Source organism: Ruegeria sp. SATB045 (assembly GCF_059613525.1).
In genome coordinates this window covers 134,332-156,139 of record NZ_JBXWSR010000012.1, presented here as the reverse complement: position 1 = coordinate 156,139, position 21,808 = coordinate 134,332, and the positions used below count along the sequence as shown (strand labels likewise).

16 protein-coding genes are annotated in these 21,808 nt (G+C 57.3%); 11 read left to right on the top strand and 5 right to left on the bottom strand.

What is annotated here, in order from left to right:
• Positions 1-42 precede the first annotated feature (42 nt).
• Both AC2FNR_RS02670 and AC2FNR_RS02665 read right to left on the bottom strand, forming a co-directional pair.
• Complete coding sequence (locus tag AC2FNR_RS02670; protein WP_496847897.1) at positions 43-1,626, bottom strand: ABC transporter substrate-binding protein; 1,584 nt, start codon at positions 1,624-1,626, stop codon at positions 43-45.
• A 258-nt stretch (positions 1,627-1,884) separates the two neighbouring features.
• Positions 1,885-2,805: a LysR family transcriptional regulator gene (locus AC2FNR_RS02665; RefSeq protein ID WP_496847896.1), complete on the bottom strand. Its 921-nt coding sequence runs from the start codon at positions 2,803-2,805 to the stop codon at positions 1,885-1,887.
• A gap of 332 nt (positions 2,806-3,137) precedes the next feature.
• On the opposite strand from AC2FNR_RS02665, the gene AC2FNR_RS02660 reads away from it, so the two are divergent.
• From AC2FNR_RS02660 to AC2FNR_RS02640, 5 genes are all read left to right on the top strand, one after another.
• Positions 3,138-6,791, top strand: a complete 3,654-nt coding sequence (locus tag AC2FNR_RS02660) for a beta strand repeat-containing protein (protein ID WP_496847895.1) — start codon at positions 3,138-3,140, stop codon at positions 6,789-6,791.
• Positions 6,792-6,852: 61 nt separating this feature from the next.
• The gene (locus AC2FNR_RS02655; RefSeq protein ID WP_496847894.1) at positions 6,853-8,610 is read left to right on the top strand and encodes a type I secretion system permease/ATPase; all 1,758 of its coding nucleotides are present in this window, start codon (positions 6,853-6,855) and stop codon (positions 8,608-8,610) included.
• Positions 8,607-9,977, top strand: a complete 1,371-nt coding sequence (locus AC2FNR_RS02650) for an HlyD family type I secretion periplasmic adaptor subunit (protein ID WP_496847893.1) — start codon at positions 8,607-8,609, stop codon at positions 9,975-9,977. The genes AC2FNR_RS02655 and AC2FNR_RS02650 overlap by 4 nt, the downstream gene beginning before the upstream one ends.
• Before the next feature lie 134 nt (positions 9,978-10,111).
• On the top strand, positions 10,112-10,876 hold the full coding sequence (locus AC2FNR_RS02645) for an HAD-IIB family hydrolase (protein WP_496847892.1): 765 nt from the start codon (positions 10,112-10,114) through the stop codon (positions 10,874-10,876).
• A gap of 16 nt (positions 10,877-10,892) precedes the next feature.
• Entirely contained in the window at positions 10,893-12,122 is a 1,230-nt protein-coding gene (locus tag AC2FNR_RS02640; protein ID WP_496847891.1) for a glycosyltransferase family protein, read from the top strand.
• Here the strand turns inward: AC2FNR_RS02640 and AC2FNR_RS02635 are convergent.
• Together AC2FNR_RS02635 and AC2FNR_RS02630 are read right to left on the bottom strand one after the other, a co-directional pair.
• Positions 12,106-13,851, bottom strand: coding sequence for a sugar phosphorylase (locus AC2FNR_RS02635; protein ID WP_496847890.1), 1,746 nt, complete (start codon positions 13,849-13,851; stop codon positions 12,106-12,108). The genes AC2FNR_RS02640 and AC2FNR_RS02635 overlap by 17 nt on opposite strands.
• Before the next feature lie 132 nt (positions 13,852-13,983).
• Positions 13,984-14,601 (bottom strand): TetR/AcrR family transcriptional regulator, encoded by a 618-nt coding sequence (locus AC2FNR_RS02630; protein ID WP_496847889.1) that lies wholly within the window; start codon positions 14,599-14,601, stop codon positions 13,984-13,986.
• Between the two features lie 177 nt (positions 14,602-14,778).
• Here AC2FNR_RS02630 and AC2FNR_RS02625 point away from each other — a divergent pair, with 177 nt between their 5' ends.
• The 5 genes from AC2FNR_RS02625 (at position 14,779) to AC2FNR_RS02605 (ending at position 19,316) form a co-directional block, all read left to right on the top strand.
• Complete coding sequence (locus AC2FNR_RS02625; protein ID WP_496847888.1) at positions 14,779-15,708, top strand: AEC family transporter; 930 nt, start codon at positions 14,779-14,781, stop codon at positions 15,706-15,708.
• Between the two features lie 103 nt (positions 15,709-15,811).
• Positions 15,812-16,645 carry an S-formylglutathione hydrolase gene (gene fghA / locus AC2FNR_RS02620; RefSeq protein WP_496847887.1) on the top strand — a complete coding sequence of 278 codons (834 nt, stop codon included), beginning with the start codon at positions 15,812-15,814 and terminating at the stop codon, positions 16,643-16,645.
• A gap of 3 nt (positions 16,646-16,648) precedes the next feature.
• On the top strand, positions 16,649-18,097 hold the full coding sequence (sthA, locus tag AC2FNR_RS02615; RefSeq protein ID WP_496847886.1) for a Si-specific NAD(P)(+) transhydrogenase: 1,449 nt from the start codon (positions 16,649-16,651) through the stop codon (positions 18,095-18,097).
• Positions 18,094-18,549, top strand: a complete 456-nt coding sequence (locus AC2FNR_RS02610; RefSeq protein WP_480868233.1) for a YaiI/YqxD family protein — start codon at positions 18,094-18,096, stop codon at positions 18,547-18,549. Before sthA ends, AC2FNR_RS02610 begins: the two co-directional genes overlap by 4 nt.
• Before the next feature lie 146 nt (positions 18,550-18,695).
• Positions 18,696-19,316: an HAD family hydrolase gene (locus AC2FNR_RS02605; RefSeq protein WP_496847885.1), complete on the top strand. Its 621-nt coding sequence runs from the start codon at positions 18,696-18,698 to the stop codon at positions 19,314-19,316.
• Between the two features lies 1 nt (position 19,317).
• Here AC2FNR_RS02605 and AC2FNR_RS02600 read toward each other — a convergent pair whose 3' ends face one another.
• Positions 19,318-20,553, bottom strand: a complete 1,236-nt coding sequence (locus tag AC2FNR_RS02600) for an MFS transporter (RefSeq protein WP_496847884.1) — start codon at positions 20,551-20,553, stop codon at positions 19,318-19,320.
• Positions 20,554-20,700: 147 nt separating this feature from the next.
• On the opposite strand from AC2FNR_RS02600, the gene zapE reads away from it, so the two are divergent.
• Positions 20,701-21,759: a cell division protein ZapE gene (gene zapE / locus AC2FNR_RS02595; RefSeq protein ID WP_496847883.1), complete on the top strand. Its 1,059-nt coding sequence runs from the start codon at positions 20,701-20,703 to the stop codon at positions 21,757-21,759.
• The last annotated feature ends 49 nt before the right edge of the window (positions 21,760-21,808 follow it).

Genomic DNA, 21,808 nt, shown 5'->3' with positions numbered 1-21,808 from the left:
CCGGAGCCGCCATGCGGGCGGCTCCGATCCGTGAGTGATGATTTATTCGACGCTGACGCCGTAGAAGATGTGGCCGCCCAGCGGGTGGACTTTGTAGCCCTGCACTTCGTTGCGCATCGGCATGTAAACGACCGAGTGTGCGATGGTGGCCCAGGGGGCTTGCTCTTTGAAGATGACCTGCGCCTCTTCATACAGCTTGGTGCGCTCGGCCTGATCGGTGGTCTGCTTGGCCTTCAGGATCAGATCTTCGAAAGGCTCGTGGCACCATTGTGCACGGTTCGAGGCTTCGCGGCCGTCACAGCCCAGCAGCACGGCCAGGAAGTTGTCCGGGTCGCCGTTGTCACCGGTCCAACCCAGCAGCACAGCTCCGTCGCGGTTCAGCTCTTTTGAGCGCGACAGGTACTCGCCCCATTCATAGGAGACGATCTCGACATCCACGCCGATCTTGGCGAAATCTGCCTGGATCAGCTCGGCCATGCGGCGGGCGTTCGGGTTATAGGGGCGTTGAACCGGCATCGCCCAGACCTTCATCGACAGATCGTTGACGCCTTCGGCTTCCAGCATCGCCTTGGCCGCTTCGGGATCATAGGCATCGTCGGTGATGGCGTCGTTATAACCCCACATGGTCGGCGGAATCGGGTTCTTGGCCGCTTGCCCCGAACCTTGGAACACCACGTCGATAATCGCCTGCTTGTCGATCGCCATGTTCAGCGCTTTGCGCACCTTCGGGTTGTCGAACGGCTCCATCGTGGTGTTGTAAGCCAGATAACCCACGTTCAGGCCTTCTTGCTCCATCATGTTGATGTCCGCGTCATCCTGCATCGCTTGAATGTCGGCGGGGTTCGGATAAGGCATGATGTGGCATTCACCCGCCTTCAGCTTTTGATAACGGACCGACGCATCAGGCGTAATCGCAAAGATCAGATTGCTCACATCCGCCGGTGCTTTCCAGTAATCAGCGTTCTGCGCATAGCGGATAACGGCGTCTTTCTGATAGGCCACGAATGAGAACGGGCCGGTGCCGATAGGCGCGGTGTTCAGCTTTTCAGGTGTGCTCGCTTCCATCATCGCATCGGCGTATTCCGCCGACAGGATCGAGGCAAAGTCCATCGCCATGTTGGCGACAAAAGGCGCTTCGGGTTTAGACAGCGTGAATTTCACTGTGTAGTCGTCGATCTTTTCTATGGACTCGACGAGATCGGGCATACCCATGCCCTGGAAATATTCCCACGTACCGCCAGACACCTGATTATATGGGTGGCCTTCATCCTTCTGGCGCATGAACGAGAAGATCACGTCATCGGCGTTGAAGTCGCGGGTTGGGGTGAATTCGTCATTCGAGTGGAATTTGACGCCCTGACGCAGCTTGAACGTATATTGCAGACCGTCATCGCTGGCCTCGACGCTTTCGGCCAAGCCTGGGATCACATTGGTGGTGCCGGTCTCAAATTCCAGCAGGCGGTTGTAGATCGGGTGCGAGGACGCATCAAAGGTGGTGCCAGCGGTGAACAGCGCCGGGTCAAAACCTTCGGGCGAGCCTTCCGAGCAATAGACCAACGTATTTGCCTGTGCCGCAGCGCTGGACAACGCAATCGCTGCGGTTGCGGCCAAAAACTTAAGTTTCATGAGTTTCTCCCAGTAAATATTGCTTGATTTTCGCTTAGCGCTTTTTTGTCAGAACACTCTTTGGCAACGCTTGCCGTCGCGAAATCACTGCTTAATGTATCCAAAATACAAAATCCATTGTCAACAAAGTTAACGATTCCGCGAACACGTACCCGCAAAGACAGCCATCCGTCTCGGGACGGCCCGGTTCAGTTCCTAGCTTTGAGGGGAATCAGTCGCGCCGACTTTGATACAACGCAAGTTTCCGGCTTTCCGCGATCACATCTGGAATGTTGGGGTCACACCGATCGGAGGCTGTTCCAGAATGAAAGCCCCGATCCGATCCAAGAGCGGCCGTCTTGGACAGCCCGGACGGGTCGCCGCGCCCAGATCACGCAGGTTGCCCGGCGCGTCAAAGGGGATAAAACACAAAGGCCAGCGGTCGCGTTTGAATTGCTCGGCGGCCAGGGCCGACACGATTGTACAATCGTCGGAATGACAAATATGCCGACAGATCGTCTCGAAACGCAGCGCGCTCAGGTCGAACCGCTTGCTGGCGCGATTTGCCGGGTCGATTTTGGGCAAGCGGTTTTCCAGTTCATAGCCGAAACTATGCGGCAGTCGGATGAAGTCGTGACGGGGCACGTCCTCTGGGGCAATCGATGGCAAGGTGCTTAGCGGGTGACCGTTACGAACAGCCAAGAACAGAGGTTCGGACCAGATCGAGGTAAACTCGAGCGCTTCGGAATTGTTGACCTTGGCGACCAGAGCAAGATCCAACGTGTGGTCTTCGACCATACGCAACATATTCTGTGGCAAATCCTCGATCATCGTCACGCGCATATTGGGAAACAATGCGCTAAACAGATCTGAGAAATATTGTGTCAGGTAGGGCGCGAGGGTCGGCGTCATTCCGATCGTGTATGGAACCGCCTCGGGGTCGCGGAACTGGGTCGCCGTATCGCGGATCTTTTGCGCATCGTTCAGAATGCGTTCGGCAATGCGCAACACCTGAACACCGCACAGTGTCGGTCGAACCTCGTTATTGAGGCGCAAAAACAGTTCGGCCCCTAACTCCTGTTCAAGTTTTTTGACCTGATTGGACATCGCAGGCTGAGAGACGTTGCAAGCTGCTGCCGCCTGACTGAACTGCCCATATTTGGCGATGGCCAGAACGTATTCCAAGTCTCTGAAATTCATGATCACCAACTACTGATACAAGTCGCGCATCTTGATGCACCTTCGGATTCATACCCTGACGGTGAGTGTTGCGCATGAAGAAACGATCACTTTCAAACACATAAGTGTCAATAGCCGCTAGTGAATAGGCGGTCAAAGTGATTAGAGACACGATAACTTATTGATTTAACTTACTACTAACTCACAGATTTTGTGAGTATTCGCGTTGGTTATACCCCTAATTCGAAGGATGAATTTTAGCTGGCCGAAGCGGCTGACTACCCATTGGATACGTGGAACGCCCAAAGCAGCGGGCGGCCCGCAGAATGCAACAATTCTTGACGGAGTATCCCATGCTGTCCCAACTTCTTAGCAGTCTTCGCGCCCGTCTCTTGACATCGTCCACGCTGGCGCAAGAGACCACCCGCGATGGTCAAACCCTTATAAACAACTTTTTCCAGAGCACTGTGGTGGATGACACCCCGGCTTTTGTGCTGGCGAATGATTTTTCGCGCCTGTTGAACTTTGGCGAAATCATCACAAACAACGCTGTTGCTGCAGTGCAGGCGCAAGGTCAGGACGTCGACATCTTTAACTTTCGGTCCGGTCGGATCGAAGCCAATAACGGTCCAGATGCGCTTGCAACAGGCGTTCAGGTCACTGGAAGCGCATCGATCAGAAACTTTGGCGAGATTGTAGGCGAGTTTAACGGCGTTCAGTTTGCGGGGGCTGAAAGCTCGGGCAGTCTGGATAACTTCCGCGGCGGTGTGATCAGTTCTGACAGTCGCGCTGTCGACATTCAGGGTCAAGGTATCGATGTTCGTAACTTTGGTGACATCATCGGTACAGGTGATCAGCGTAACGGAACGATTTACACCAATTCAACTGCGGAAGACATTTCGATCTCGAACTTTTCGGGCGGTACGATTGACGCAGGCGAAGGCAACCAAGGTGCAGGGGTTTCTCTGCAGGTCGGAGATGAAATTGGCGACCGTGTCGAAACCGATATCTTCAATGGTTTTGGTGCAACAATCCAAGGTCGCGGTCAGGCGGCTTCAAACACGTCGCTGGCCGGCGACGGCGTGCGCATCGATGACGGTGCCGAGGGAGCCATCCTGGAAACCGAGATCGTTAACAGCGGGGTCATCTCGACCGAAAGCGATCAGGGTACGGCAGCAGGTCTGCGCATCGCTGATGGCGCCAATACCGAAGGTGAGATCCTAAACACCTCGACCGGTGTGATCGAAGGGCCGCGCAACGGTCTGTACATCGGAGATGGCGAACATGATCTGGACGTTCTGAACTTTGGAACCATCCAGTCCGGCAGCCGCGCTGTGAACATCGATGGTTCCGGTGTTGATCTGATCAATGGTGGCGACATTCTGGGCACCGGAGATCAGCGCAATGGTACAGTCTACGCTGATGACACTGCACGCGACTATTCGATCCAAAACCTTGCATCGGGTACTATTGACGCGGGCGAACACAATGATGGCGCGGGCGTTTCGTTGTCACTTGCCGTCGAAGGTAATGGCGACGTTTCGATCACCAACGACGGCACGATCGCGGGTCGGGGCAATGCAGGTGCAGCTTTGGGCACCGCTGGCGACGGTATCCGTCTGGAGGGTGTCCGGCAGGAAGGCGGCGGCTTTGGCCCGGCCCTCTTTGAAGGCACTATCACCAACACCGGTACAGTGACGTCCGAAGGTGCAAACGGCACGGTCGGTGCGTTCCGTGCGGTGAACAACGTCAACTTCCGTGGCCAGCTGATCAACGAAGAAACCGGCGTTTTAGCAGGCGACCAGAACGGTGTGTACTTTGGCACCGGTGATCACACAGGCGGCTCGTTCGTCAACCGCGGCACTGTGACATCGGACAGCCGTGCGGTGAATATCGACGGGATCGGTCTGGATGTTGTCAACGAAGGCGAAATCCTTGGCACTGGCGATCAGCGCAACGGCACCGTCTATGCCGATGGCACTGCTGACAACTACAGCTTCACCAACTCGGGTCTGGTCGATGCAGGCGAAGGCAATAACGGCTCCGCCGTTTCGCTGCAAACCGGCGACGAGTCGGGGGACATCGTGTCCGCTGCAGTCATCAACGAAGGTACGCTGCAAGGTCGTGGCGATGCGCTGGAAGGCAACCAGGTCGGTGACGGTCTGCGCCTGTTCACTAGCCAGGACGACGCCTCTTTCGCGGGTGTTGTGATCAACGAAGGCCTGATCGCCGGCTCCGAGGACTCTGACGCCGCAGCAGGTATCCGCGTTGATGGCGGCCTGAACCTGGTTGGCGCGATCCTGAACGAAGGCGAAATCCGCGGCACGGTCAATGCGATCGACGCATCGGACGCAGGCTTCGTGACCATCGTCAACGACGACGAAGGCGTGATCAACGGCAACGTTCTGCTGAGCGACGGCGACGACATCTTTGTCGACCTGGGCACCACCAACGGTGATATCTCGGGCGGCGGAGGAGATGACGTTCTGATCGCAGGCGACGCAGACAACGTCATCACCGGCGGTCTGGGCAATGACTTCATTGACGGTGGTGAAGGCATCGACACAGCCGATTTCTCGGATCTGGATGTCGCGGTCGAAGTCAGCCTAGATGCAAACGGCAATGGCACTGCCACACGTGACACAGGCTTTAACGTCACCGTCACCGACGCGGTTGTTTCGGCACCTGATCAATTTGGCTCCTCCATAGCCAACGGAGCTGAATTTGTGGAGCAAGCTGTTCAGGGCAACCTGTACTACAACATCCACACATCGGATTTTCCCGGTGGTGAGATCCGCGGCCAGTTGCTGGTAGACAGCGATGTAACTGTCGAAGGCATCCGCACAGTAACCCTAAGCGGTGGACTGGATGCTGCGCAGGAGCCTGATCCGCTGTCGGATAGTGAGGCGACCGGTCAGGCCACTTTGGTCGTGACCCAGAACCTGTTGACCGGCGAGGTTACGTATTCCAGCGAACTCAGCGTTACCGGCCTGAACGAAGCAGACTTGCAAACGCCGATCCCGGGTGTTGTCTCGGCCATCCATCTGCACAATGCGCCTGCCGGTCAGAACGGCCCGGTGGTGCAGGACACGTTGGTTGACGCAGGCGCCACACTGGATACCGAAGCCACTGGTGGCACAGGTGTCATCGGCGAGGACGTCATCGACAACCAGATCGAAGTGGACATCCTGCGCTCGATCGAGCGGGTTGTCGGCTCGGATGACAGCGACATGATCGACGTCTCCAGCTTTGACGGTGTAACCGTTGATCTGGACCTCGGCGGTCCTTCGCCGAACCCTGCTGGCAGCGGTGATGAAGGTCCGCAGGACGGTGCCATCATCCAGAATGGCCAGATCGTCGCCGAAGTTGATGACTTCGAAAACGTTGTAGGCTCGGACGGGGATGACCTGATTCTTGGCAACAACGAGTTCAACATCCTCGACGGTGGTGCCGGCAATGACGCGATCCATTCCTTCGGAGGTGCCGACGTGATCATCGGTGGCGAAGGGATCGACACCGCGCTGTTCACTGCAGGGCCGGGCGTTGTTCTGGATCTGGATGAAGAAGGCAACGGCGTTGCACAGGTCAATGCACCCGATGGTGCAATCCTGGATCAGGTGTTTGGGTTCGAAAACATCAACGGCTCGAACAATGCTGGCAGCCCGAATGGTGGCAATGACATCCTGTCGGGCAATTCAGGGGCCAACACTCTGAATGGGCAGGCTGGCGATGACGTCCTGAACGGTGAGGGTGGCGACGACATTCTGATCGGCGGCGCTGGCAATGACACTTTCGTCTTCGAGGGCAACTTCGGTAACGACGTCATTCAGGACTTTGAAGTCGGTCTGGATCAGCTTCAGTTCGGAGACTTTGGGCCCGACTTTGGCGGCAGCGTCGGCGTTGCTCAGGATGGTGATGATGCCGTGATCACCTTCGGCAATGAAGGCTCGGTCCGCCTTGTCGGTATCAATAGCGCCGATCTGAACGACGACGACTTTGTCGCGTAACTGACCAACAGCGGGGCGGCTACGTGCTGCCCCGTTTTTCAAACCGGAAAGGGTCAAGGAAATGTTCAAGCAAGCCAATCCCGTCAAAACTGCCTGGGGGTCACTGCGCAAGGGCTTTGTCGCTGTCGCCTTCTTCAGCCTGTTCCTGAACTTGCTTATGCTGGCCGGGCCACTTTACATGCTTCAGGTCTATGATCGCGTTCTGACAAGCCAAAATGCAGACACCCTGATCGCACTCTCCGTGCTGCTGGCGGGTGTATTCGTCGTGATTGCGTGCCTTGATCTGATGCGGATGCGCATTCTGGGACGTTTGGCGGCCCGTTTTGAATTAAGCGTTGGCGCACCGGTTCTGAACGCAGCCATGCGTCGTCGGGTTCAGGGCGAAACCTCCAGTGGGGAAAACCTGGTCGAAGACGTCAACGGGTTTCGTGAGTTTATTTCGGGCACCACCTTAACGGCCTTTTTCGATGCTCCATGGATCCCGATCTACTTGATGGTCCTGTACGTCTTGCATCCGCTTCTGGGCCTGCTGGGTCTGGTCGGAGCAGTTACCCTGTCAATCATGGCGCTGATCAACAACGCCCGTGCGCGTGGTCCGATGGAGCAAGCCTCGCAGGCCCGAGGTCGCTCGGACGCTCTGTTCGACACAAGCGACCGGAATGCGGAACTGGTTCATGCGCTGGGAATGAAGGGCGATTTGGTTCGCCGTTGGACTGCTTTGCAATCGGACGCGCACCGTTACAAAACAAGCGCAGCGGATCGTGTAGCAAGCTTTTCGGTGGTGTCCAAGACCGTTCGGATGGGTCTGCAATCGGCCATTTTGGGTTTGGGTGCTGCGTTGGCTATTTCGGGCGAGTCGACCGCAGGTGTCATGATCGCCGCAACTATCGTTCTGGCCCGAGCGCTGTCGCCCATTGACCAACTGATCGGCCAATGGCGCACCTTCCTAGCTGCGCGCGGGTCGTATTCCAAGCTTAAGCAGTTGACCGAAGATTACGCGGATGCGCCGCCGAACCTGAACCTGCCCCGAGCCTTCAAGACCCTAGACGTCAAGATCGCGCAGGCTGGCCCGCCGCGTGCTATCAATGCCAACATCCGCAGTATCGATTTCAGCCTTAAAGCCGGGGATGTTCTGGCCATTATCGGCCACAGCGGATCTGGCAAAACCACCTTGGGTAAAATGCTTGCCGGTATCTGGTTTCCTCAACGCGGAGAGGTCTTGCTAGATGGAAGTCCGATGTCGAAATGGAACGGCGAGGATTTGGGCAAACAGATCGGTTACTTGCCGCAGGATGTTGAGCTGTTCGACGGGACCATCCGTGAAAACATCGGGCGTTTTTCCACCGCGATAGACGATGTCGAAGTGCTGCGCGCGGCGCGCGAGGCCGGGGTCCACGAGATGATCAGCAGCTTGCCGGAAGGTTATGAAACACGCATCGGTCAAGGGTTTTTCCTGTCAGGCGGGCAACGTCAGCGTCTTGCTCTGGCCCGCGCCTTATACGGTGATCCGTTCGTTCTTGTGCTGGATGAGCCCAACTCGGACCTTGATGCCGATGGCGAGCAGGCTCTGCGCGATGCGCTGTTGGCGGCTCAAGCTCGTGGTGCCATCGCGATCGTCATGACCCACCGTCCGGCGACATTGCAGGCGGCAAACAAGGTCATGGTGCTGCGCAATGGGAACCAGACCCAGTTCGGCGAAAAAGACGATGTCATGAAGGTCAACCGCCGCAACGTTTTGAATACCCCGACGCAATCGGGCGCGGTTAAGCCGGTTGCCTACCCAGCAAATGAAACTCAGATCAGCGGAGCAGCCCAATGACCGACCTGGTGAAGTATTCCAAATCCAACACCGCCGTGTCCTTTCACGAGGCACAGCTGAAAGAGATCAATGAAACCTCGGCGGGCATCGGGCGCTATGTTCTTTTCGGCCTGTTCACTCTGGCGGTTTTCGTAGGCGGCAGCGCCTATTGGGCGGTCGTGTCCAAGCTGGATGGCGCTGTGGTTGCCCCTGCCTCATTCGTGGTCGAAGGCGATCGCAAAACGGTCGAGCATCTGGACGGCGGCATCATCCGCTCGATCCTTGTGGCAGACGGGGAATTCGTGCGGCAAGGCCAACCTTTGGTTCAGTTAGACAGCACCGAGATCGACGTTGAACTGAGCGTGCAAGGTAGCCAGTTGGGAGAGCTGTCTGTTCGCCGCGCGCGCCTACTGGCGCAAATGAGCGGGCAGGAGCAATTCGACGAAACCACTGCGATGTCAGGTTATCGGGACGGTATGGATCGCTTGCACTGGGTCTCGCCTTATCTGACACAAAAACAATTATTCGACGCCGAAGCGCGCGCAAGGCGGACCGAGGCGCAGATCAATGCTCAGCGTATCTCGGCTCTGCGTAACCAAATTGCTGGCCTTGAGGAACAACGTCGCAGTACAAAAAATCAGATCGACATTACCAATGTCGAGTTGGCGAACCTTCAAAAGCTGTTGGACAAGGGTTTGGTCGCGGTCACGCGCGTCAGCGCACGCCAGATCGAGCTTGAGCGTCTAAACGGCGCAGATGCATCGTTGCGCACTCAGATCGCGCAGGCCGAAGACCAAATGCAGGAACTGGAATTGTCCCTGCTGAGTCAAAAGAAGCTGCGTGATGAGGTGATCGCCGGAGAGCTGGCTGTGGTTGAGGCGCAGCTTGATCTGGTTCGGCCTCAGTTCGCGGGAACGCTGGCGCGGATGCAACGTACTCAAGTTCTGGCCCCAACCAGTGGTCGGGTCGTAAACCTTGCGGTGTCCACCAATGGCGGCGTAATCCGTCCGGGTGAACCCATCATGGACATCGTTCCGGCGGATCAGAACCTGATCGTAGAAGCACGGATAAAAACGGGTGATATCGACAAGCTCTATATCGGTCAGACCACTCGTATCCGTCTGTCCGCCTTTGCCCAAGCCGATGTGCCGGAGGCCAGTGGCGAGATCTTTGATATCTCGGCTGACGCGCTGGAAGACGACCGCACTGGCGAGGCATACTACAAGGCGCGCGTCAAACTCGACGCCCGGCAGCCCATCGCTGTAACGGCGCTGGACCTCGTGCCGGGAATGCCCGCCGATCTGTTTGTGAACACAGGAGAACGAGCAGTGTTCACCTATCTGGCTCAACCTATCAGCGACCGTCTTGCTAAGACATTTATCGAGTAAGCCAGATCGCCCGCGCCTAATTTTTGGGCGCGGGCAACTCAATTGACCGGAATTTCGACAGAATGGATTTACATCCCACAAAGCGGGATTTTACCGTTTCAGGGGATGATACAACGAATTGACTTAAGCCCGAGATGAAACGCCCGCTGCCTATACTGGTGTTTTCTGATTTGGATGGGACGTTACTGGACCACAGCAACTATAGTTGGTCTGCCGCCAAGCCGGGATTGCAACGCCTTGCTGAGATAGGCGCCGGTGTAGTTCTTGCCAGCAGTAAAACAGCGCAGGAAATCGTCCCCCTACGGGACGTTATGGGACAGGCAGATATGCCTGCGATTGTGGAAAACGGCGCTGGAATACTTTGGCCGGGCGATGCCGATGAGGGTGAAGATGACTATCCACGCTTGCGCGCCTTGCTGAAAAAGCTGCCCCAGGGATTTGTCGGCTTCGGCGATATGACGATCGATGAGGTTGCGCAGAAAACCGGGTTGAGCTCCCAGCAAGCAAACTTGGCGCGTCAACGAAAGTTTAGCGAGCCCGGAGTTTGGACCGGTTCTGATGTAGATCTCGCAGAATTTCTGGAGGCGGCTCGCGCTCATGGGCTTTACGCACGAAAAGGCGGGCGGTTTCTGACTATTTCCTTTGGTCAGACCAAAGCGGATGCGATGCGTGAAGTCGTGCGGCATATGCGTCCTGTCCGCACGATTGCGCTGGGTGATGCGCCCAATGATATCGAGATGATACAGGCCGCAGATCAGGGCGTCGTGGTCGCCAATCCGCACGGCCCCAACATATCACCTTTCCCTGCGCCGGTAGAAGCGCGGGTTCTCAGAACACAACAGAGTGGACCGCAAGGGTGGTCGGATGCGATCCTGACCCTGACGGCGGACCTTCGATAAGAACGGGGCATTTCATATGGCAGATTTCCATCAGAACGGAAACATCACGACGCTGCATAATTTGCGCAGCCGACCGGCCGGGCATCTGACGCATGAAATCTCGGTTTTTGCCGAGACCCGAAAAATCACGCTCATTCTGCCTTGCCTTTATTCCGAACTGGAAGGCCCTGCGCTGACCGGAATTCTAAATGAGCTGGCACAGGTGCCTTACCTCCACCGGATCATCATCGGACTGGATCAAGCGGATGAGGATCAGTACCGCCGTGCCCGAACCTTCTTTGCCGATCTGCCGCAAAACCATGCGGTCATCTGGAATGACAGCCCCCGCCTGACCGCGCTGGAATCCCATCTGCGTGAAATGGGTCTGGCCCCGCAAGAGCCGGGCAAAGGCAAAAACGTATGGTCCTGCATCGGTTATCTTCTGGCCTGCGCCGACAGTTCGGTGATGGCGATCCATGATTGTGATATCGTCACCTATAACCGCGAGATGTTGGACCGGCTGGTCTATCCGGTGGTCAACCCGACTTTCCCCTTTCAGATGGCCAAGGGGTTCTACCCCCGCGTCGGCAACGGCAAGCTGAACGGCCGCGTCACGCGCCTGTTGGTAAGTCCGCTGCTGATTGCGCTGAAAAAGGTCATTGGCGACCGGGATTACCTCGATTACCTGCGCAGTTTCCGTTATCCGCTGTCGGGCGAATTCGCCATCCGCACCCCTACCCTGCCCGACTTGCGTATCCCCTCGGATTGGGGGCTTGAGATCGGCGTGTTGTCCGAGGCGTGGCGCAATCTGGCCCCGAAATCCGTCTGCCAAGTGGAAATTGCCGACAATTATGACCACAAGCATCAGGACTTATCACCCGAGGACGCAAATCGGGGATTGTCGCGTATGTCCACGGATATCTGCAAGGCGATCTTTCGCAAATTGGCCGCCGACGGCACGGTGTTCACGCCGAACACCTTCCGCACTCTCAAGGCGACCTATTACCGCTCGGCGCTGGATCTGCTAGAGGGGTACTATACCGATGCCAAGATGAACGGGTTGGAGCTGGATCGTCATAAGGAAGAGAAATCCATCGAGCTGTTCGCCGAGAACATCATCCGTGCCGGGCAAATATTTCTGGACAACCCGCATGAGACGCCCTTCATCCCCACGTGGAACCGCGTGCATTCGGCTGATCCAGAGTTTCTGCTTCGTCTGAAAGCCGCCGTTTCCGACGATCTGGACGAATTCAGCCCGCGTTCGTGATCCAACGACACTGATATGGGGCCAGCACGATGTCGGGACCGTTGGTGGTAAGGATTTCGCCCGTCAATGCGTCAGTCCAGACCTCTTCGGCGATCATGTTGATCTCGGCGGGGCTGACATGGACCTGCTCGGCCGAGACATTGTGCAGCGCAAAGATCGACTGGCTGCGATCCAGACTCTGCCGCCATATGCCAAAGACGCGATCATCCAGCCGCAGAGTAAACTGCGTGGCGTTGGGGTGAAACGCCGGTTGCTGCGACCGCAGGCGCAGACGTTTGGACAGCTCCGACAACACCAGCGCCTGATTTGACCCCGGATCAGCCAGACGTGCCAACAAATCGGGATAGTGCCAGCGATGCCTGTTGATCGCCCGGTTCATGCCGCGCCGTTCGACCGCCTCGTGATCATTCGGCGTGGCCAACAGGGAATGAATGTAGAAGGCCGGTATCCCCTCTAGCGACATCACGATGGTCTGCGAGCAGATGAACCGCGCCAGATGGTATTGATCGGGGCCATGAAATGTCTCGGTCATGGCTTCAAAATAACCGCAGTTCAGCTCGTAGGGTTCTTCGCGCCCGTCCGGTAGTGCGCGCATCGAGACCAGACCTCCGATCCTACGGACCGTGTCGATCATGCGGTCTTTTTCGTCCGGCGGCAGCAATCCCTCGGCAGGGCGCATCCCGATACCGTCATGAGATGCGGTGAAGTTCAGATATGCGCAACCTAATTGCGCCGGGGGCATGGCGGCCTGCCATTCGCGTAGAAATTGCGCTGTGCCTGATTGCAGCGCGTGCAGGATCAACGGTGGCAGAGGGAAGTTGTAAACCGCGTGCGCCTCGTTCCGGTTGCCGAAATAGCTCAGGTTCTCGGTCCGCGGCACGTTGGTTTCCGTCAACAGAACCAGCGTTTCGGTCGCATAGTCGCACAGCAGCCGCAGCAGCTGTACGATGGCATGGGTTTGCGGCAGGTGAATACAGTTTGTTCCAATTTCCTTCCAAACAAAAGCAACTGCATCAAGGCGCAGAATACGAACGCCTTTGTCGATGTGCAGTCGTATGATCCGCAGCATTTCGATCAGAACCGCGGGATTTGAGAAATCCAGGTCAACCTGATCGTGGGAAAATGTGCACCAGACGTATTTCTCACCTGCGCTGGTCTCGACTTGCCGCAGCAAGGGCGTGGTGCGCGGCCTGACAACTTGCGACAGGTCGTCTTCGGGAGAGGCTTCAAAGAAAAACCGATCGTGTGGCGCTTTGCCCTGCAAGTAGTTTGTGAACCAGCTGCCCTGACTGGACACATGGTTCAGGACCAGATCGGACATCAGATGAAAATCAGTAGCGATCCGGGTGATATCAGGCCAATCCCCAAGCTGAGTGCTGACGCTGTAGTAGTCTGAGACTGCAAAACCGTCATCGGAGGTGAATGGAAAAAACGGCAGGATATGCACACCGTTGACTACCCCACTTAGGTGTCGCACCAAAAAGTCGTGCAGCAGGTCAAGGGGCTTGTGGACCTGATCTTCGATAGAGTTGCCATAGGTGATCAAGACGCTGTCTTTTTCCGACCACAACTTGTTTCCCGGCTTGCGACCTTGTCTGCGTCTGTGCGTTTGCGACGGCCAAAATGCGTGTGTGATCTGCTCGGCGAGTGCGACCTGATCGTGATCCGGATAAATCCGGTCGAGCAACTCGCCCAACCGGCGCGAAAAACTGTTAGAGTCACTGGTCAATGGTCGAATACCCTTAGCTTGCTGGGATCAAGGGTTCTTCAGAACGCGCAACCTGTCAAATCTAAGGACGGCGCTGTGCAGGATGTTGAAACAAGTGCTTAAATTTTGGTCAGTTCAGGTTGTGCCCGGTCGTCATGCACCGTACCGCGCCATGAACATGTCGACTGCTTGCGAAGCTATTTCATCAATTTCGTTTTGTGAGAAGCTTGTCTGAATACCAAAGGCCGACAATGTCCAAATCCGCACCTTGCACAATTCCGAGAATTGTTCAGCAGCAAATTGAACATCGTCAATAAGCAGTTCCCCTTTGTTTACCGCTTTTTGCAGATACTCGGCGATGTGGCCGGTGCCGTGTTTTGGTCCGGCCTCGTAGAATGCTTCGCCCAGTTCTGGGAACCTGTCGCGTTCGGCCACGCAAATGCGAAAAACCTGCTGCGCAAAATCTGAGACCAAGAAGGCCGTCAGTTGTTTGGCCGTGATCATCATGACTTCGCGTGCCGGAAGTGAGTCATCGACCAGGGACACCACATGCTCGGCCATACGTGTGCATTCGGTTTGGGCAACTTCCATGAACAAAAGGCGTTTGTCGGGGAAGTAACTATAAAGTGTTGCCTTCGAGACGCCGGCAACGCGGGCGATGTCATCAACGCTTGCACCTTCGAAACCATCGGCCATGAAGACTTCTCGTGCGCCTTTCAGAACCTGATCGAATTTGCGACCTGTGCGCAGAATGGCTGCGGTTTCAGACATGCTCTCTCCCAACAGTATATGTAGGAGTTTATAAACCGGTCAGTTCAGATACAACGATTCGCACCAAAGCAATTCTGAACGCGCAATCAAATATTGTAATTTCGCCAGTCAGGCTGTCGAATATCGGACCTTGCGATGGAGCTTGCCGCGCGATCAATCTGTGCTAACACTTCCGGCATGGTCGATATCTTTCTGCGCACGCTTCCTTTCTTTGCGATCATCGGCCTTGGATATTGGGCGGGTCGTACCCGGTTCTTCACCGAGGAAGCGACGGCTTATCTGACCAAATTCGTGTTCTATTTTGCCTTGTCGGCCATGTTGTTCCGCTTTGCCGCGACCCTGCCCTTTGCCGAGATCTTCAACCCCAGGCTTGTTATCGGGTATCTAGCGGGAACAGTAGTGGTTTATCTGCTGGCAACGCTTGTCGCCTGGTTCCGAGGGCTGGACGTGCCGACCGCAGCGGTAGAAGCACAGTGCGCAGCCATCGGCAATGTCGGTTTCCTCGGTTTGCCTATGCTGGCCCTTCTTTTCACAGAAGCTGCAATTGGCCCCGTGATGCTGGTTCTGACGGTTGATCTGGTGGTGTTTTCGTCATTGATCGTAATCCTGATCAACGGGGGCAGAGACGGACGGCTCACCCCAGCCACTTTCAAACTGATTGGGTTGGGTCTGGTAAAAAACCCGATGATCGTCTCGATTTCGGCGGGGATGCTTTGGTCCGCGTTTCAGATGCCTGTTCCCGCGCCGCTTAATGATTTTCTCACGATCCTTGGGGGGGCTGCTACGCCCGGCGCTCTGTTCGCTATCGGAGCCTCGCTGGCCAGCAAGTCGGCTGAGCGCGTGCATGTGGCCGGTTGGCTGAGTTTCTGCAAACTTGTCATCCATCCGGTATGTGTGGCCATTGCGTTGCTTTGGATCTTTCCCATTGCGCCCTTCCCCGCTGCTGTCGCGATTGCGGCGGCCGCGCTGCCGGTCGCTGGGAACGTCTATATGCTTGCGGCGCATTACAACGTTGCGCCACATCGGGCGTCGGCCGCGATCTTGTTGTCAACTGCAGCCAGTATCCTGACTGTGCCATTCGTGATCGCTTGGGTCGGAACGCCCTGATCTTCACCTTTTTAAAAATGCCAGCAGTATTGACCACCGCACTTTACGAGCCGTGTTGGGAACGTTAGCCATGGCGCAAACCTAACGTAAGGACAAAAGCCAGATGGAAACCGTTTCGGAAAACACCTGCTTCGGAGGCGTTCAGGGCGTCTACCGCCATGCCTCGACTGCTTGCCAATGTGACATGACCTTTGGCCTGTTTCTGCCGGCCGAGGCAAAGGACGGCCCCGTCCCGGTCCTCTGGTATCTTTCGGGCCTGACCTGCACCCATGAAAACGCCATGACCAAAGCGGGCGCGCAGGCCTGGGCGGCGGAACAAGGCATCGCAGTGGTGTTCCCCGATACCTCGCCCCGTGGTGCAGGCGTGGCTGATCACGAGGACTACGATCTGGGTCAAGGTGCGGGCTTTTACGTGAACGCGACCCAGACCCCCTGGGCGCCACATTTCAACATGTGGGATTACGTGGCCGAGGAGCTGCCCGCCCTGCTGGCCGAGAACTTTGCCATCGACATGGATCGTCAGGCCGTCACCGGCCATTCGATGGGCGGCCACGGTGCGCTGACGCTGGCTATGAACCTGCCGGGGCGTTATCGCTCGGTCTCGGCCTTTGCGCCGATCTCGAACCCGACGGGGGCCGATTGGGGCCGCAAGCAGCTGAGCGCCTATCTGGGTGAGGATGAGGCCGCATGGGCCAAACATGACGCCTCGCTTATGATGAAGGAAAAGGGCTTTGACGGCCCCGTCCTGATTGACACCGGCGCTCGCGATCAGTTCATCGACCTGTTGCGCCCCGAGGCGCTGGCGCAGGCGATTGCAGAGCGTCGCCAACAGGCAACCTATCGCCTACAGCCGGGCTATGACCATTCGTATTTCTTTGTGTCGACCTTCATGGAAGACCACATCACCTTCCACGCCGAGGCGCTGTACGGGGACTAACGCATGAGCGATTACGATTACGACCTGATCATCATCGGGTCTGGCCCCTCGGGGCGGGCGGCCGCGATTCAGGCAGGCAAACTGCAAAGACGCGTCTTGGTGATCGACCGCAAGGATAGGCTGGGCGGAGTATCGGTACATACTGGCACCATCCCGTCAAAGACCCTGCGGGAAACGGTTCTGAACCTGTCAGGCTGGCGCGAGCGCAGCTTTTACGGCCGTTCCTACAGGGTAAAAGATCAGATCCGGGCCGAAGACCTCAAGGCGCGTCTGCATATGACGCTGGATCATGAGGTGGACGTGCTGGAACATCAGTTCAACCGCAACCACGTGGAAACGCTGAACGGTCTGGCCAAATTCATCGGCCCGCATGAAGTTGAAGTTGCGACGGACGCGGGCGAGACTACCCGCCTGACCGCCGCGAAATTCCTGATTGCCACCGGAACCAAGACCTATCGGCCCGATTACGTGCCCTTCAATGGCAAGACCGTGGTCGATGGCGACGATTTCCTTGAGATGGCCGAGATCCCTCGGTCGCTCTGCGTGATCGGCGCGGGCGTGATCGGGGTGGAATATGCCACCATGTTCTCGGCGCTGGATGTGCGGGTCACGCTGATCGAACCGCGCGAGACATTTCTGGACTTTATCGACAGCCGGTTGATCCATGATTTCACCCATCAGATCCGCGAAAATGGCGTGGATCTGCGGCTGGGCTCGACGGTCGAAAAGATTGAGGATGCCGGAGGTCATGTGGAAGTCACGCTGGACAACGGACGCCACGTGCGGGCAGAGATGCTGTTGTTCGCCGCCGGTCGCATGGGCGCGACCTCGGCCCTGAACCTGTCGGCTGTTGGGCTGGAGACCGACCACCGCAACCGGATCAACGTAGATCGCAAGACCTATCAAACCGCCGTGCCGCATATTTATGCCACAGGAGATGTGATTGGGCACCCCTCGCTGGCGTCAACGTCTTTGCAACAAGGTCGCGTCGCCGCGTGCCACGCGTTGGAGACCCCGACCCTGCCGGAAAGCCCGTGGTATCCTTATGGTATCTATTCGGTGCCCGAGATTTCCACTTGCGGCATGTCCGAGGAAGAATTGCAGGAACGCGGCATCCCATATGAGGTCGGCGTGGCGCGGTTCCGCGAAACCTCGCGTGGGCATATCATGGGGCTGGAACACGGGATGCTAAAGATGCTGTTCTCGCTGAAAACCCGCCGTGTTCTTGGGGTGCAGATCGTTGGCGAAGGCGCGACCGAGTTGATCCACATTGCGCAGGCCGTGCTGAACCTGAAGGGCACCGTGGACTATTTCGTGCAGAACACGTTCAACTATCCGACGCTGGCCGAAGCCTACAAGATCGCCGGATTGGATGCGTTCAACCGGATGCCGATCCCCGAGGAGTTCAAGGTTAAGAAAAAGCCCGCTGAGAAACAGGCTAAGAAATCGTGACGACGCTCTATATCGACGGCGACGCCTGCCCGGTGAAAACAGAGGCAGAGCGGGTCGCCACCCGCCACAAAGTACCTATGGCGCTGGTTTCCAATGGCGGGCTGCGGCCGTCGGCCAACCCGTTGGTGCAGGTCGTGATCGTCTCTGAGGGCGCGGATGAGGCGGATAAATGGATCGCCGAGCGCTGTGGGGTCGGGGATGTAGTGGTGACGTCCGACATCCCCTTGGCCGCGAAATGCGTTGAGGCTGGCGCGCGGGTGCTACGCCCAAATGGCGAGGCGTTCACGGCGGCCAATATAGGCCAGCAACTGGCGATGCGCGATCTGATGGCCGATCTGCGCGCAGCCAACCCCTTGGGAGCGGGCGGCGGCGGTAAACCCTTCGGCAAGGCCGACCGGTCGCGGTTTCTGGATGCGTTGGAGCGGGAACTGAGGGCGGCGCTGCGGGCGTAACCCTCCCGCCGGTCGTCTGCGCATCAAAGATGCACGTCCTCTCGTTGGGCCGGGCAGCGCGTTCCGCGCTGCGGTTTTGCCTTGTAAATCCGGTAGGAGATTGGTTCAGTCGGCGCAATCACAGATTGATTTGACAGGGGCGGATCATGCCGATTGAAGCCGTAGTTTTCGACATAGGAAATGTTCTGATCGAGTGGCAACCCGAGCGGTATTACGACAAGACCATCGGCGAGAATCGCCGTCGCGCCATGTTTGCCGAAGTGGACTTGCACGGCATGAACGATCTGGTCGATCAGGGGCATCATTTTACCGACACCATCTATGACTGGGCCGAGAAATACCCGGAATGGCGCGATGAGATCCGTATGTGGCATGACAAATGGATCGAACTGGCGGCCCCTGAAATTCCGCACTCGGTCCGGCTGCAGCGGGCGTTGCGGACCAAAGGTGTTCCGGTCTTTGCGCTGACCAATTTTGGGGTGCAGAATTTTGACTATGCCACCACGGTTTATCCGTTTCTGAATGAATTTGACCGGCAGTATGTCTCAGGGCGGATGAAGGCGGTCAAACCTCATGCGCCGATCTATGAAATGGTCGAGGATGATTGCGGGTTATCGCCTGCATCGCTGCTGTTCGCTGATGACCGGCTGGAAAATCTCGAAACAGCACGCGCGCGCGGCTGGCAGACGCATCATTTCGATGGTCCGCAGGGTTGGGCCGACCGGCTGGTGGCTGAAGGATTACTTGACTCGGAAGAGGCGCTCTAGCTCAGGCGGCGACTGCACTGCGGTTTTCGCGGATCGGTAGGTGGACGATGGCGCTGAACGCGCCGATGGCGACGCCGATCCACCACACCATCGTGTAATCTCCGTAAACGTCGTACATGCGCCCGCCCAGCCAGACACCCAGAAAGCTACCAAGCTGATGGCTGAAGAAGATGATGCCATAAAGCGTGCCCATGTAACGCAGCCCATAAAGATGCGCGACCAACCCCGAGGTCAGGGGCACCGTTGCCAGCCACAGCGATCCCATCACCAGCGAAAAGACGATGACCGAGATTGGCGTGATCGGAAAGACGATAAACGCTGCCGCCGCAAGTGTGCGCGCGGTGTAGACCCCTGCCAGCAGGTATTTCTTGGGAAAGTGGTTACCCGCCCAACCGGCCAGCAAGGTGCCGCCGATATTGGCCAGACCGATCAATGAGATCGAGATGGCCCCCAGTGCGGATGTCGAGGTGATGCCGACCGAATGGAGGACGCCGCCAGGCTGAATGGGGCCACACATCTCGGTCACAAAGGCGGGGAAATGGGCAGTGACAAAGCCCAATTGATAACCGCAGCTGAAAAAACCCAGAAATATCAGCGCATAAGACGGGTCACGGAAGGCGCGACCGACGATCTGGCCCATGCTCTCTTCCAGCTGCGCGCGTGTGGCGAGATGCGGCGCACGCATGAAAGGCAGGGTCAGCACAAGCGCCAGAATCGCCACGGCAAAAACGATGAATACCTGTTGCCAGGGCAGAAAGCTCAGCATCCACTCGGCAGCGGGCGCGCCCAGTACCTGTCCGAAACTGCCCGCTGCCGTGACGATGGCCAGCGACATCGAACGGTTTTCGTCTGACGAGGCCCTGCCTACGACGGCCAGAACCACGCCAAATCCGGTGCCTGCGATGCCAAACCCCACCAGCCACGCATAGGTCTGATGTTCAAACGGGGTCACGGACCAGGCAGACAAGACCATCCCAGCCGCATAAGTCAGCGCACCCAGTATGATCGCGCGTCTGTCACCCACTTTTTCGGCAATCGCACCAAAAATCGGTTGGCCGATACCCCAGGCCAGGTTCTGGATGGCAATGGCCATCGAGAAATCGGTACGTAACCAGCCGAACTCCTCGGCAATGGGGATCTGAAACACGCCGAACGAGGCGCGCACGGCAAAGCTGACTGTGATGATGATGCAGCCCACGATCAGGATCGGATTAAAAAGACTCGCAGAGTGGGGCATTCAGACCTCGAATTTCCTTTGCCAGAACGCTAGAGGTTTTTGGCTATTGGTCAAATCAGCAGATTTGCCGCTTCAGTTAAGGAAATTTGATGCGTCAGGAAAATGCCCGCTTTTCAAGCGGCAACCCGGCGGGTAAGGCTCGGGCCTATGACGGATTTGATTTCGCTGTACGAGGCCCGCGTCGCCGATGGCACTTTGACGCGAGATGACGCGCAAGAGGCTGTGCTGCCCCATTTCGAACGCATCCGCGCGGCCCTGTCCGTGCCGGTCAAGCGGGGGTTTTTCCGCAAGGCCCCGCCCGCGCCGCAGGGGCTTTATCTGTGGGGTGGTGTCGGGCGCGGTAAGTCGATGCTGATGGATATGTTCTTGGACGCGCTGGACGATATCCCGGCGCGGCGGGTGCATTTTCACGCCTTCATGCAGGAAATCCACGCCGGGATGCATAGGGCGCGGCAGGAGGGCGTCGAGGATGCGCTGGCCCCGGTCGCGCAGGAGGTGATCAAATCGGTGCGCCTGCTGGCTTTTGATGAGATGCAGATCACCGATATCACCGATGCGATGATCGTGGGGCGGTTGTTCGACCTGCTGCATGCTGGAGGCGTTGTGGTCGTCACCACGTCGAACCGGCACCCGGATGAACTATATAAGGACGGCTTGAACCGGCAGCTGTTTCTGCCCTTCATCGCGCATATCAAAGAGCAGTTGCAGGTGTGGGAGCTGGTCTCGCCCACCGATTATCGCCAGAACCGGCTGGAGGGCGTTCCGGTCTATTTCACACCGATTGGCCCCGAGGCGCGGCAGAACGTGCGCAGCGTGTGGAATGACCTGTCGGGTGGGACGGCAGAACCGCTTGTGCTGCACGTCAAAGGGCGTGCGGTTGAGTTACCGGCCTTCCGCAACGGCGTGGCGCGGGCTTCGTTTTATGATCTGTGCGGGCGGATGCTGGGTCCAGCGGATTATCTGGCCATTGCCGAAGAGTTGAAGGTGTTGGTGCTGGAGGATATCCCCCGCCTGTCGCGCAACAATTTCAACGAGGCCAAGCGGTTTGTGACGTTGATCGACGCGCTGTACGAGGCAAAGGTCCGGTTGATTTGCTCGGCTGCCGCAGAGCCCGAGATGCTGTATGTCGAAGGCGAAGGGACGTTTGAATTTGAACGCACCGCGTCACGCCTGCGGGAGATGCAAGATCGGGACTGGGGGAAATAAGGGGGCTCTGCCCCCGTCGCGTTGCGCGCCTCCCCCGAGGTATTTTTAG

What these genes read in the sequence shown, in the direction of transcription:
- AC2FNR_RS02670 (WP_496847897.1), bottom strand. Translation starts at nt 1,626, where the DNA reads ATGAAACTTAAGTTTTTGGCCGCAACCGCAGCGATTGCGTTGTCCAGC.
- AC2FNR_RS02625 (WP_496847888.1), top strand. Translation starts at nt 14,779, where the DNA reads ATGGTCGATATCTTTCTGCGCACGCTTCCTTTCTTTGCGATCATCGGC.
- AC2FNR_RS02655 (WP_496847894.1), top strand. Translation starts at nt 6,853, where the DNA reads ATGTTCAAGCAAGCCAATCCCGTCAAAACTGCCTGGGGGTCACTGCGC.
- AC2FNR_RS02645 (WP_496847892.1), top strand. Translation starts at nt 10,112, where the DNA reads ATGAAACGCCCGCTGCCTATACTGGTGTTTTCTGATTTGGATGGGACG.
- AC2FNR_RS02605 (WP_496847885.1), top strand. Translation starts at nt 18,696, where the DNA reads ATGCCGATTGAAGCCGTAGTTTTCGACATAGGAAATGTTCTGATCGAG.
- AC2FNR_RS02630 (WP_496847889.1), bottom strand. Translation starts at nt 14,601, where the DNA reads ATGTCTGAAACCGCAGCCATTCTGCGCACAGGTCGCAAATTCGATCAG.
- AC2FNR_RS02650 (WP_496847893.1), top strand. Translation starts at nt 8,607, where the DNA reads ATGACCGACCTGGTGAAGTATTCCAAATCCAACACCGCCGTGTCCTTT.
- AC2FNR_RS02665 (WP_496847896.1), bottom strand. Translation starts at nt 2,805, where the DNA reads ATGAATTTCAGAGACTTGGAATACGTTCTGGCCATCGCCAAATATGGG.
- AC2FNR_RS02660 (WP_496847895.1), top strand. Translation starts at nt 3,138, where the DNA reads ATGCTGTCCCAACTTCTTAGCAGTCTTCGCGCCCGTCTCTTGACATCG.
- AC2FNR_RS02640 (WP_496847891.1), top strand. Translation starts at nt 10,893, where the DNA reads ATGGCAGATTTCCATCAGAACGGAAACATCACGACGCTGCATAATTTG.
- fghA (WP_496847887.1), top strand. Translation starts at nt 15,812, where the DNA reads ATGGAAACCGTTTCGGAAAACACCTGCTTCGGAGGCGTTCAGGGCGTC.
- AC2FNR_RS02600 (WP_496847884.1), bottom strand. Translation starts at nt 20,553, where the DNA reads ATGCCCCACTCTGCGAGTCTTTTTAATCCGATCCTGATCGTGGGCTGC.
- sthA (WP_496847886.1), top strand. Translation starts at nt 16,649, where the DNA reads ATGAGCGATTACGATTACGACCTGATCATCATCGGGTCTGGCCCCTCG.
- zapE (WP_496847883.1), top strand. Translation starts at nt 20,701, where the DNA reads ATGACGGATTTGATTTCGCTGTACGAGGCCCGCGTCGCCGATGGCACT.